Here is an 11,818-nt window from a genome sequence, read left to right on the forward strand (position 1 = left end):
CACCGGAGGGGCCCCGGTGGCTCCCGGGGCCTACGGGTCGAGGTCGGAGGCGGCGCGCTCGTCGAAGACGCGCATGGCCTTGGCGGTGACGGGTCCCGGCGCGGCGGTCAGGAGGCGCCCGTCGACCCGGTGCACGGCCTGTACGTCGCGCAGGGTGGAGGTCAGGAAGACCTCCTCGGCGCGTTCCAGGACGTCGAAGGGCAGCTCGGTCTCCTTCGCGCCGGTCCATTCGACGGCCAGGGCGCGGGTGATGCCGGCCAGGCAGCCCGAGGCCACGGGCGGGGTGTGCAGTTCCCCGTCGAGGACGACGAAGACGTTGGAGCCGGTGCCCTCGCAGAGCTGTCCGACGGTGTTCGCGAAGAGGGCCTCGGAGGCTCCCGCCCGGTTCGCCCGCGCCAGCGCGACCACGTTCTCCGCGTAGGAGGTGGTCTTGAGCCCGGTGAGCGGGGAGCGCTCGTTGCGGACCCACGGGACGGTGATCACCGCGGTGGTGTCGGGGCGGCGGGTGGTCTCGCCGACGGCGACGACGAGGGTGGGCGCGGTGTCACCGCGGTCGGACCCGAGCGGGGAGAGGCCGCCCGTGTAGGTGATCCGCAGCCTCCCGAGCGGCACGGGGTTGGCCTCCAGTACGGCGGCGCAGGCGCGGCGCACCTCGTCGAGGTCGGGGTCCGGCAGACCCAGACCGCGCGCCGAGCGGGTCAGCCGCTCGAGGTGGCGGGTGAGGGCGAAGAGGGTCCCGTGCTGTGCCTTGAGCGTTTCGAAGACCCCGTCGCCCACGGTCAGCCCGTGGTCCAGTACGGAAACCCTCGCGTCATCGGCGTCGCGCAGCGTGCCGTCGAGCCAGATCCTCACCGTACGGTTCCTCCACTCAGGTCGTGCGTCTCGTGTGCGGCCGGCGGCTCCGTGCCGGGTATCGGCCCGCCGGAGGCCAGTGCGACCAGCCGGGCGGCCTTCAGCTCCGTCTCGGCCCACTCCCGTTCGGGGTCGGAGCCCCAGGTGATCCCGGCGCCGGTGCCGAAGCTCAGGCGGGGGCCGCCGGGCGCCTCGCGGTCGATCCAGAAGGTGCGGATGCCCACGGCGAGCGCGGCGGTGCCACGGTCCGCGTCCACCCAGCCGATGCCCCCACAGTAGGGGCCGCGGGGGGCGGTCTCCAGCTCTTCGATGATCCGCAGGGCGGAGGACTTGGGGGCGCCGGTGACGGAGCCGGGCGGGAAGGTGGCCGAGAGCAGCTCCGGCCAGCCGGCGCCCTCGGCGAGTTCGCCGCTGACGGTGGAGACGAGGTGGACCAGGCCGGGGTGCTCCTCCAGGACGCACAGCTCGGGGACGGTGACGGAGCCGGTGGAGCAGACGCGGCCGAGGTCGTTGCGTACGAGGTCCACGATCATCACGTTCTCGGCGTGGTCCTTGGGGAGCAGGTCGGCGGCGGTGCGGCCGGTTCCCTTGATGGGTCCGGACTCGACGCGGCGGCCGGCGCGGCTCAGGAAGAGCTCGGGGGAGGCGGTGGCGATCTCGATGCCGTGGGCCCTCAGCCGAATCGTTCCTGCGTAGGGCGCGGGGTTGCCGCGCGCGAGCAGGGCGGTCAGGGCGTCCACATCGGCCGCGGCCGGGTCCGGCAGCGGCGCGGACATCACCCGGCAGAGATTGGCCTGGTAGACCTCCCCCGCCGCGATGTACTCGCGGATCCGGCGGACGCCCGCGACGTACGCGGAGCGGTCGAGGGAGGAGGACCACCGGTCGGCGGCCGGTCCGCGCCAGGCTCCGGGGACGGGCGCCGGTACGGGGTCGGGGCGCACGTCTCCGAAGCGCGCGCAGACCAGCCGGCCTTCGAAGTCCGCGGTCACCGCCCAGAACCCGGTGGAGTCGAGGGCGGAGGGGTCGCTGGTGACGTCTCGGAGGTCGGTCGCGAGGAGGCCGCCGAAGCGGGCCAGGGGAGGCAGGTCGTGCACGGCTGCGAGTCTATGACCGGTGGCGCGATGGCGCCGGTGAGGTGACTGACGGGTGACCTCCGGTGATCGGGTGGCAGCACGCTGCGGAAACGCGTTTTTGAGCTGGCCCCGGAATCCGCTAGAGTTCAACACGTCGCCAGGGAGCGAAGGGGAAGAACCCCGGAGCGCACACGGTGACACTGCGGACGTAGCTCAGTTGGTAGAGCACCACCTTGCCAAGGTGGATGTCGCGAGTTCGAGTCTCGTCGTCCGCTCTGAGTGGGGGATCTTCCCGAGAACCCCCGCACACTCCGAGGTGGAGTGGCCGAGAGGCGAGGCAACGGCCTGCAAAGCCGTCTACACGGGTTCAAATCCCGTCTCCACCTCCAAGGACGATTAGCTCAGCGGGAGAGCGCTTCCCTGACACGGAAGAGGTCACTGGTTCAATCCCAGTATCGTCCACTGGCCCGCGAGGGCCGTGATCCGCGAGGATCCCCGCGCGATTAGCTCAGCGGGAGAGCGCTTCCCTGACACGGAAGAGGTCACTGGTTCAATCCCAGTATCGCGCACGCAGAACGTGAGCACTCGACTGACTGCACACCTGGTTACACCTGTGGTTCCGTACCGCAGCCCGCGCGATTAGCTCAGCGGGAGAGCGCTTCCCTGACACGGAAGAGGTCACTGGTTCAATCCCAGTATCGCGCACCGCACCGGAAGCCCCGGCCGTCACGACGGCCGGGGCTTCCGCGTTCTCCGGGACACGGGCAGCGCGGGCACGCGAGGCACGTGGGCATGCGAAAAAGGGTGCTGCCCGTCCGACTCCCCAGTCGTACGGGCAGCACCCTTCACCTGCCGTCCGTCGCGCCCCCGTCCCCACGGGGTACGACGGGCCGATGCCCGGCCCGGACCGCTCTTCCGGACCCGGGGCGCCGCTCAGCGCCCCAGCATCACGCCCACGGACGACGCCTGCGCCGCCACCTGATCGAATCCTCCGAAGAGGAAGAGCAGGAGGGCGGCCAGGGGGAGCACCATGGCCGCGGCCACCAGCGGGTGGCGCGTACCGGACTCATGGCCGTTGAACGCGAATGCCTTGCGTCCTTGCCGTGCGATGTCCGCCATGGTCCTCTCCCTGTCGTCTGCAGCGGCGGGCCCGTGACCTCGGGGGACGAGTGCGCCGCCCGCCGCTTGTCTTCAACACTAGGCGGGAGCAAGGCTCCTGGCCTCATGCCCTCGTACCCCTTGCCTGGCCTCCAGGAGGATGACGAGGCGGACCCCCGCCTACTCCCCTGGGTGGAGATCCTTCCCCCGCGATGGGGGTCTTCCCGGAGGGGATGACCGGAGGGTAGTGACTTCGCTCACTTCCGTCACTCCCCGCACACGCGTGTCTTCGCACGGGGTGTTGACGGCCCGGCCCGCCGCAACGGGCCGCCCACCCGCCGGAAGAGCTCCTGGCGGGAGCGGCGCGGTCGTCAATCCCCTTGGCCCGTCGGCGGTTTGGGCCGGGGGGCCGGGGGCGGCCGGGAGGGGGACGCGGGAGCTGTCACACCCTCAAGTGGCGTGCCCCGCACTGAGGATCGAATCCTCCGGTGAGGGCGCGGCCTCTGAGCGCTCGTGCCGGATGGTCCGTAAGCTGTGCCAGATCAGCAGGACGACCGTCAGCGGGGTGGACATGGCGATGATGCGGCTCCGGCGCGAGGACCCGCGTGTCGTCGGCTCGTTCAGACTGCACCGGCGGCTCGGTGCCGGCGGCATGGGCGTGGTCTACCTGGGCTCGGACCGGCGCGGCCAGCGCGTGGCCCTCAAGGTGATCCGGCCTGACCTCGCCGAGGACCAGGAGTTCCGCTCCCGGTTCGCGCGCGAGGTGTCCGCCGCCCGGCGCATCCGCGGCGGCTGCACCGCGCGGCTGGTGGCCGCCGACCTGGAGGCCGAACGCCCCTGGTTCGCCACCCAGTACGTGCCCGGCCCCTCGCTGCACGACAAGGTCGCCGAGGAGGGGCCCCTGACGGCCGCGCAGATCGCCGCGATCGGCGCCGCGCTCTCCGAGGGCCTGGTCGCCGTGCACGAGGCGGGAGTGGTCCACCGGGACCTGAAGCCGTCGAACATCCTGCTCTCCCCCAAGGGCCCCCGGATCATCGACTTCGGCATCGCCTGGGCCACGGGGGCGAGCACCCTCACCCACGTGGGCACCGCCGTCGGCTCGCCCGGTTTCCTCGCGCCGGAGCAGGTGCGCGGCGCCGCCGTCACCCCGGCCACCGACGTGTTCGCGCTCGGTGCCACGCTCGCCTACGCGGCCACCGCCGACTCGCCCTTCGGGCACGGCAGTTCCGAGGTCATGCTGTACCGCGTGGTGCACGAGGAGCCGCATCTGGTCGGGGTCCCGGACGCCCTCGCGCCGCTGGTCCGGGCCTGCCTGGCCAAGGACCCCGAGGAACGGCCCACCACGCTCCAGCTGTCGATGCGGCTGAAGGAGATCGCCGCCCGCGAGGCGCAGGGGCTGGGCGACGGCCGCCCGCCGGCGCAGCGGGCCCGCGTCGAGCGGCCCGTGGCCCGGCCCGCCGAGCGCGGCCAGGGCCAGGCGGACCGGAGCACGGAACGCCGTACGGGAGGCTCCACCCCCGTCGCCAGACCCCAGCGGCCCCAGGGCGGGCCCCGGTCACGGCCGTCGTCCTCCCGCAACCCCGGGCCCGCGTCCGGGCGCACGGGGGGCCGCACGGGCCCGCGTACGACCGGCACGGGACGCCGCCCGTCGCGGCCCGACCCGAAGCTGCTGCGGCAGCGGCTGATCGTGTTCGTCGTGGTGACCCTGATCGTGGCGCTGGGCATCGCCCTCGCGCAGAAACTCTGAAGGGGTGTCCCGCCTCGTCGGCGGGACACCCCTTCGATCGGGTCCTGGGGCTACGCGCGGCCGCTGCCGGCGACCGCGTAGAAGGCGACGGCCGCCGCCGCGCCCACGTTCAGCGAGTCCACGCCGTGCGCCATGGGGATGCGTACCCACTCGTCGGCGGCGACCAGCGCCTGCGTGGAGAGCCCGTCGCCCTCCGCCCCCAGCATCAGCGCGACCCGCTCCAGGGTCTGCGGGGCGGCCGCGTCGATCGGCGAGGCCTTCTCGTGCGGGGTGAGGGCCAGCAGCTTGAAGCCCGCCTCCCGCACCGTGTCCAGGCTCTTGGGCCAGGCCTCGAGGCGGGCGTACGGGACGGAGAACACCGCGCCCATCGACACCTTCACCGAGCGCCGGTACAGCGGGTCCGCGCAGTCGGGCGACAGCAGCACCGCGTCCATGCCGAGGGCGGCGGCGCTGCGGAAGATGGCCCCGATGTTGGTGTGGTCGTTGACCGCCTCCATGACGGCCACCCGGCGGGCCGAGGCCAGCAGTTCCCGCGCCGCGGGCAGCGGCTTGCGCTGCATCGAGGCCAGGGCCCCGCGGTGCACGTGGTAGCCGGTGACCCGTTCGGCCAGGTCCGGGCTGACCGCGTAGACCGGGGCGGGCAGCTCGTCGATGACGTCGCGCATGACGTCGACCCACTTGGCCGACAGCAGCATCGAGCGCATCTCGTACCCGGCGTCCTTGGCCCGCCGGATGACCTTCTCGCCCTCGGCGATGAACAGGCCCTCGGCGGGCTCGCGGCGGCGCCGCAGCTCGACGTCGGTCAGGCCCGTGTAGTCGCGCAGGCGCGGGTCGTCGGGGTCTTCGATGGTGATGAGATCAGCCACAGGGTGATACTGCCTTGTCCTGGGTGCGGTGCCAACGGCCTGTCAGGCGCCGGCGAGGGGTGCGTTGACGCGGACGACGTCACCGATCACGATGACGGCGGGCGGGCGGACCTCCTGCGCCTTGACGGTCTCGCCGACCGTGGCGAGGGTGGCGTCCACCCGGCGCTGGGTGGCGGTGGTGCCCTCCTGGACGACCGCGACGGGGGTGTCGGCGGAACGGCCGTGGCGGACCAGGGCCTCGGCGATGAGGCCGATCTTGTCGACGCCCATGAGGATGACGATGGTGCCGGTGAGCTTGGCGAGGGCCGCCCAGTCGACGAGGGAACGCGGGTCGTCGGGACCGACGTGACCGCTGACCACCGTGAACTCGTGCGCCACCCCGCGGTGGGTGACGGGGATGCCGGCGGCGCTCGGGACCGAGATGGAGCTGGAGATGCCCGGCACGACGGTGCAGGGGATGCCGTGCTCGGCGAGGGCCTGGAGTTCCTCCATGCCGCGGCCGAACACGTACGGGTCCCCGCCCTTGAGCCGGACCACGGCCTTGCCGGCCTTGGCGTGCTCGATCAGGGCGTTGTTGATGGCCTCCTGGGCCATGAAACGGCCGTACGGGATCTTCGCGGCGTCGATGACCTCGACGTGCGGGGGCAACTCGTCGAGCAGGTCGCGGGGGCCCAGCCGGTCGGCGATGACCACGTCCGCCTCGGCGAGCAGGCGGCGGCCGCGCACGGTGATCAGGTCCGGGTCGCCGGGCCCGCCGCCGACCAGGGCGACACCGGGGACGCGGGGGCGGGCGGCGGTGAGGGAGCCGTCGCGCAGCCCCTCGACGACCGCGTCGCGCACGGCGGCGGAACGGCGGGGGTCGTTGCCGCTCAGCACGGCGACGGTGACGCCCTCCACGCGGCCGGTGGCCGGGGTCCAGGCGGTGGCCGCATCGGCGTCGTCGGCGCGCACGCACCAGACGCGGCGGCTCTCGGCCTCGGCGGAGGCCGCGTCGTTGGCCTCCCGGTCCCGGGTCGCGATGAGCGCGTACCAGGCCCCGTCGAGGTCGCCGTCCTGGTAGCGGCGGCGCTCCCAGCGGATCTCGCCGGTCTCCGCCATCGCGTCCACGGAGGGCGTCGCCGAGGGGGACACGAGCAGCACGTCGGCGCCGGCGGCGATCAGCGCGGGCAGCCGCCGCTGGGCGACCTGCCCGCCGCCGATGACGACGACGCGGCGCCCCGCCAGACGGAGTCCTACGGGATAGGCGGGGTGTGCCGGGTTTGCCATGGCGGTTGCGGCTCCTGATGCGGCGGGGTGGGTCTGCGGGGCCGCTGCTGCGCTGGAGCGGCTGGACGGGCACGCGGTGCGGGGCGCCCGTCCGGGACCACGATACGACCCATCGGCGCTGGTGGTACCTGCGGGGGCGAAGTTGGGCGGGCGTCGGCGGCGGCCTCCGGCCGGGGTGCGGGGGCGGGCGCGGAGGCGGGGCGGCGGGGTCCGGCGGAGCGGGGCCGGGAGGGTGCGGGGGGCTCCCGTCAGTCCCATCGTCCTTCCGTGTCGGGCCGGTCCCTCAAGGGCGCTCCTTCGTCGCGTCGCTACGCGATGGCCTTCGGCCACCCTTGACCGACCGACCCGCCCCGGAAAGCCGAAAGACTGCCGGGAACCCCCCGAGGAAACGGTCACGGGGCACGAGAAGGGGTGCGGCTCCCTCAGAGACGAGACGGCCGCTCCCGCGCCGGTCCGCCGGGCATCCGGGCCCAGAGACCCCGACGGCCCACCCCCGGCGCGTCAGATCGCTACGCGGTCCCGTCGGCCAGGCGTCCGACGACCGTCCGGGGCTGGTACCCGCACCTCATGTCCATCAGAGCCCCGTCCGGGACCGACGAACGCGTCAGATCGCCCCGCGCTCCTGCGGACTGGGCGTCTGCCGCCCGTCTGTGGCGATCGCGAGCCGCCAGCGAGGACGATTGTCCCTTTTGCTGGGATCTGACATGCGTGGGCGAGGCCTGAAGGGTCCGTGCCGGAGTCTGCCGTTGAAGAAGACGTCCCCAGGCTCCGCCGGACGAACGAGAAGTCCGCGCTACGCCTCCGGACGGCCATCAGCCGCCCGCCAAGAGGAGCACGTAGCGATCTGACGCGCCCACCGGTCCCGGACGGGGTCCTGATCGTCATTTCGTGCAGGTATCAGCCCCCGACGGTCGCCAGACGCCAAGCCGACGGGAGCGCGTAGCGATCTGACGCGCCCACCGCTCCCCGATGGGGCTCTGATCGACATCGCGTGCAGGTATCAGCCCAGGACGCGGGCCGGACGCTAAGCCGACAGGAGCACGTAGCGATCTGGCGCGTGGGGGCGGACCGCCGAGGGTCTCTGAGGGGCCCGCATGCCCGGCGGACCGACGCCCGCCCACCCCGCCTCATCGCTGATACGGGAGCCCTTCCCCTCTGCACCGTCCCGTTTCTTTGGGGGGTTCTCGGCAGTCCTTGTCTTTCCGGGGCGGGACGGTCGGTCAAGGGTGGCCGAAGGCCATCGCGCAGCGACGCGACGAAGGAGCGCCCTTGAGGGACCGTCCCGCCCCGGAAGGACGATGGGACTGACGGGAAACCCCCAAACCAGCCCTGACACCGCCCCGCCGAACCCCCGCCCCCGAAGCCACCACCCGTCCCCGCAACACCCCCGCCAACACCCCGGGGCCGAACACCCCTGGTGTCCGGCCCCGGTTCGGCTGTGGCGCGGGTCTGCCGCCGCCCCTACTTCTCCGTCACGCCCGCCGCGTCGAAGGTGGCCACCTCGTGCATCGCGCGGGCCGCGCTCTGGACCAGCGGGAGGGCCAGGAGGGCGCCGGTGCCTTCGCCGAGGCGGAGGTCCAGGTCGACCAGGGGGCGCAGGCCGAGCTTGTTGAGGGCGGCCACGTGGCCCGGTTCCGCGCTGCGGTGGCCCGCGATGCAGGCCGACAGGGCCTCGGGGGCGATGGCGCGGGCCACCAGGGCGGCCGCGCCCGCGCTCACGCCGTCCAGGATCACCGGCGTGCGCAGCGAGGCCCCGCCCAGGAGGAGGCCGACGATCGCCGCGTGCTCCAGGCCGCCGATGGCCGCCAGGACGCCGATCGGGTCGTTCGGGTCGGGCTGGTGGAGCTCCAGGGCACGGCGTACGACGTCGACCTTCCGGGCGTGCGTCTCGTCGTTGATGCCCGTGCCCCGGCCGGTGACCTCGGCGGGGTCCACCCCCGTGAAGACGGAGATCAGGGCCGCCGAGACCGTCGTGTTGGCGATGCCCATCTCGCCCGTGAGGAGCGCCTTGTTGCCCGCCGCGACCAGGTCCCTGGCCGTCTCGATGCCGACCTCGATGGCCGCGACGGCCTCCTCGCGGCTCATCGCGGGGCCGACGGACAGGTCGGCCGTACCGGGGCGGACCTTGCGCGGCAGGAGGCCGGGGGTGGCGGGGAGGTCCCCGGCCACGCCGACGTCGATGACGCAGACCTCGGCGCCGACCTGGTTGGCGAAGGCGTTGCAGACGGCCCCGCCGCCCAGGAAGTTGGCCACCATCTGCGTGGTGACCTCCTGGGGCCAGGGGGTGACGCCCTGCGCGTGGACACCGTGGTCGCCGGCGAAGATCGCGACGGCGGCCGGCTCCGGGATCGGCGGCGGGCAGACCCGCGAGAGCCCGGACAGCTGCGCGGAGATGATCTCCAGCATGCCCAGGGCCCCGGCGGGCTTGGTCATGCGCTTCTGCCGCTCCCACGCCTCGCCGAGCGCCTTCGCGTCGAGCGGGCGGATGCTGGCGACGGTCTCGGAGAGCAGGTCGTGCGGGGCCTCGCCGGGCAGGGCGCGGCGGCCGTACGTCTCCTCGTGCACGACCCACGCCAGCGGACGGCGCTGGGACCAGCCCGCCTGCATCAGTTCCGGCTCCTCCGGGAACTCGTCCACGTACCCGACGCACAGGTACGCGACGACCTCCAGGTGCTCGGGAAGCCCGAGCGCGCGGACCATCTCGCGCTCGTCGAAGAAGCTGACCCAGCCGACGCCGAGGCCCTCGGCGCGCGCGGCGAGCCAGAGGTTCTCGACCGCGAGGGCGGAGGAGTACGGGGCCATCTGCGGCTGGGTGTGCCGGCCGAGGGTGTGGCGGCCGCCGCGGGTGGGGTCGGCGGTGACGACGATGTTCACCGGGGTGTCGAGGATGGCCTCGATCTTGAGTTCCTTGAACTGCTTGGCCCGGCCCTTGGGGAGCGACTTGGCGTAGGCCTCGCGCTGCGTCTGGGCGAGCTCGTGCATCGTCCGGCGGGTCTCGGCGGAGCGGATGACGACGAAGTCCCACGGCTGCGAGTGGCCGACGCTGGGCGCGGTGTGGGCGGCCTCCAGGACGCGCAGCAGCACCTCGTGCGGGATCGGGTCGGTGCGGAAGCCCTTGCGGATGTCGCGGCGCTCGCGCATCACGCGCAGGACGGCCTCGCGCTCCGCGTCGGCGTACGCGGGGGCCGGTTCGCCGGGGGCCGGCTCCGCCGGCTGCGCGGCCACCGGCTCGGCGGCCTCCACGGCTTCGGCAGGTTCGGCCGGCCCGGCGGGCGGCCCGGCGGCCTCCACCGGCTCGGCGGTCGCTGCGGCGGGCTCCGGCGCGGCGGGGACAGGGGTCTCGGCGGGGGCTTCGGCCTGGACCGGCGCTTCCGCCGGGGCCTGCTCGACGGCCTCGGCCGGACCCTGCGGCTCGGCGGCCACGGCGGCCGGTGCCCCGGCCTCGGCGGTCTCCGGTGCCCCGGGTGCGGCTTCGGCGGCGGCCGGGACGGCCTCGGGGGCCACGGGGGCGGCTTCGGCGACCGGGGGAACGCCGGCCGCCGCCTCGGGGGCCTCCTCGGCGGCCGGAACGGCCTCGGGAGACGGCTCGGCGACGGGAGCCGCGACAGCCGGGTCCACGGCGGGCTCGACGACGGCCACGGACTCGGCGGCGGCGGCCGGCTCGGCAGCGACGGACTCGGCGACGGCGGCCGGCTCGGCAGCGACGGACTCGGCGACGACGGGTTCCGCAACGAGCGGCTCGGCGACGGCCGGCTCGGCGACGACGGGTTCCGCAACGAGCGGCTCGGCGGCGGGCACCGGCTCGGCGACGGTCACCGGCTCGGCCGGCCACGGGGCTCCCGGCTGCGGCGCGGCGTCAGGCAGGTCCTGGTACTCGGGGGCGGCGGCGGGCACGGCGACGGCCGGGTCACCCGGCTCGGCCTCGGCATCCGGAGCCGCTACGGCGTCGGCACCCGGTGCGGCGGCCTCGGCTTCACCAGGAGCGGCGGCCTCGGCGTCGGCAGCCGGTGCGGCGGCCTCCGCGGCCACGGTGGCCTGTGCGGCCTCCGCGGCGGCGGCCGCGGCGGCGGCCACCTCGGGGGCCAGCACCACGACCGGCTCCGGCGCGGCGGCCGCGGCCTCCACCGCCTCGGCCCCGGCCGGCTGCGCCGGCACGGCGGGGGCGGCCTGCGGCTGCTGCGCCTGGGGCGCGGCCTGCGCGACGGCGGCGGGCGGGACCGGTGCGGCGGCGGGGCCCCGGTCCGCGAGGGAGCGTACGACTCCGCCGGTGGCGTCGGGCATCGGCGGGCCCATGTGCAGCGGGCGGCGCGGCGGCATCACGGGAGCGGCGGGCGGCGTCTGTGCGGCCGGCCCGGACTGCGGGCCGACGAGACCGCCGAGGTCGAGGGAGCCGGAGTCACGGCCACCGGTCTCGTGCGCGCCCGCGCTGTAGGCGGCTGGGTCGGCGAAGGGGGTGGGGTAGCCGGCCTCGGGGACGCCGGGCGCGTGCTGCGCGGCGGCGGGGAAGGCCTCGGGGTAGCCCTGGTCGGTGAAGCCGAGGTGGCCGGGCTCGGCGTAGCCGCCTGCGGGGGCCTGCGGGTACTCCGTGTAGACGGGCTCCTGGTAGTCGCCGGGGAAGGCCGGCACCGGCGGGACCACCTGGGGGTCGCTCCAGGCGCCCTGTCCGTGGCCGCTCGGCATCAGGAGCAGTTCCTCGTCCTCGGCCTCGGCGGGGTCGTCCACGAGGTCCTGGAAGGCGTACCCGGCGGGGGCCTGGGGCGGCATCGGGGGCAGGGGCGGGACCGGTGCGGGAATGCCCTGCTGATCCACCATGCCCGTGTTGTCCGGGTGACCCTCGCCCGGAACCTGGCCGGTGTCAGTCATGCGTACCCCTCGCCCATCGGTGTTGCCTCTTCGATCGCCCGGTCGCCCACAGG

At 74.4% G+C, this 11,818-nt stretch carries 7 protein-coding genes and 5 tRNA genes; 6 read left to right on the forward strand and 6 right to left on the reverse strand.

What is annotated here, in order from left to right; genetic code table 11:
- Positions 1–30 precede the first annotated feature (30 nt).
- Both ACZ514_RS17430 and ACZ514_RS17435 read right to left on the reverse strand, forming a co-directional pair.
- Positions 31–852: an aminotransferase class IV gene (locus ACZ514_RS17430; protein ID WP_468169172.1), complete on the reverse strand. Its 822-nt coding sequence runs from the start codon at positions 850–852 to the stop codon at positions 31–33.
- Positions 849–1,946 carry a chorismate-binding protein gene (locus ACZ514_RS17435; RefSeq protein WP_468169175.1) on the reverse strand — a complete coding sequence of 366 codons (1,098 nt, stop codon included), beginning with the start codon at positions 1,944–1,946 and terminating at the stop codon, positions 849–851. The genes ACZ514_RS17430 and ACZ514_RS17435 overlap by 4 nt, the downstream gene beginning before the upstream one ends.
- Positions 1,947–2,127: 181 nt before the next feature.
- Between ACZ514_RS17435 and ACZ514_RS17440 the strand changes: the two genes are divergently transcribed.
- The 5 genes from ACZ514_RS17440 (at position 2,128) to ACZ514_RS17460 (ending at position 2,630) form a co-directional block, all read left to right on the forward strand.
- Positions 2,128–2,200: transfer RNA gene (locus ACZ514_RS17440), tRNA-Gly, on the forward strand.
- Positions 2,201–2,240: 40 nt separating this feature from the next.
- Positions 2,241–2,314, forward strand: a tRNA-Cys gene (locus ACZ514_RS17445).
- A 1-nt stretch (position 2,315) separates the two neighbouring features.
- Positions 2,316–2,387 (forward strand) — tRNA-Val (locus ACZ514_RS17450).
- 35 nt (positions 2,388–2,422) lie between these two features.
- Positions 2,423–2,494 (forward strand) — tRNA-Val (locus ACZ514_RS17455).
- Positions 2,495–2,558: 64 nt separating this feature from the next.
- Positions 2,559–2,630: transfer RNA gene (locus tag ACZ514_RS17460), tRNA-Val, on the forward strand.
- A gap of 228 nt (positions 2,631–2,858) precedes the next feature.
- On the opposite strand, the gene ACZ514_RS17465 is transcribed toward ACZ514_RS17460, so the two are convergent.
- The gene (locus ACZ514_RS17465; RefSeq protein WP_037797219.1) at positions 2,859–3,044 is read right to left on the reverse strand and encodes a hypothetical protein; all 186 of its coding nucleotides are present in this window, start codon (positions 3,042–3,044) and stop codon (positions 2,859–2,861) included.
- 550 nt (positions 3,045–3,594) lie between these two features.
- Between ACZ514_RS17465 and ACZ514_RS17470 the strand changes: the two genes are divergently transcribed.
- Positions 3,595–4,770 carry a serine/threonine-protein kinase gene (locus tag ACZ514_RS17470; RefSeq protein ID WP_468169435.1) on the forward strand — a complete coding sequence of 392 codons (1,176 nt, stop codon included), beginning with the start codon at positions 3,595–3,597 and terminating at the stop codon, positions 4,768–4,770.
- A gap of 50 nt (positions 4,771–4,820) precedes the next feature.
- Here ACZ514_RS17470 and ACZ514_RS17475 read toward each other — a convergent pair whose 3' ends face one another.
- From ACZ514_RS17475 to cobT, 3 genes are all read right to left on the reverse strand, one after another.
- Positions 4,821–5,636: a TrmH family RNA methyltransferase gene (locus tag ACZ514_RS17475; protein ID WP_469125079.1), complete on the reverse strand. Its 816-nt coding sequence runs from the start codon at positions 5,634–5,636 to the stop codon at positions 4,821–4,823.
- Between the two features lie 42 nt (positions 5,637–5,678).
- Positions 5,679–6,902 (reverse strand): uroporphyrinogen-III C-methyltransferase, encoded by a 1,224-nt coding sequence (gene cobA / locus ACZ514_RS17480; protein WP_468169181.1) that lies wholly within the window; start codon positions 6,900–6,902, stop codon positions 5,679–5,681.
- A gap of 1,461 nt (positions 6,903–8,363) precedes the next feature.
- Positions 8,364–11,765, reverse strand: a complete 3,402-nt coding sequence (gene cobT / locus ACZ514_RS17485; RefSeq protein WP_469125080.1) for a nicotinate-nucleotide--dimethylbenzimidazole phosphoribosyltransferase — start codon at positions 11,763–11,765, stop codon at positions 8,364–8,366.
- Between the last annotated feature and the right edge of the window lie 53 nt (positions 11,766–11,818).

This window comes from Streptomyces sp. NPDC034086 (genome assembly GCF_055575515.1).

What these genes read in the sequence shown, in the direction of transcription:
- ACZ514_RS17465 (WP_037797219.1), bottom strand. Translation starts at nt 3,044, where the DNA reads ATGGCGGACATCGCACGGCAAGGACGCAAGGCATTCGCGTTCAACGGC.
- ACZ514_RS17470 (WP_468169435.1), top strand. Translation starts at nt 3,595, where the DNA reads ATGGCGATGATGCGGCTCCGGCGCGAGGACCCGCGTGTCGTCGGCTCG.
- cobA (WP_468169181.1), bottom strand. Translation starts at nt 6,902, where the DNA reads ATGGCAAACCCGGCACACCCCGCCTATCCCGTAGGACTCCGTCTGGCG.
- cobT (WP_469125080.1), bottom strand. Translation starts at nt 11,765, where the DNA reads ATGACTGACACCGGCCAGGTTCCGGGCGAGGGTCACCCGGACAACACG.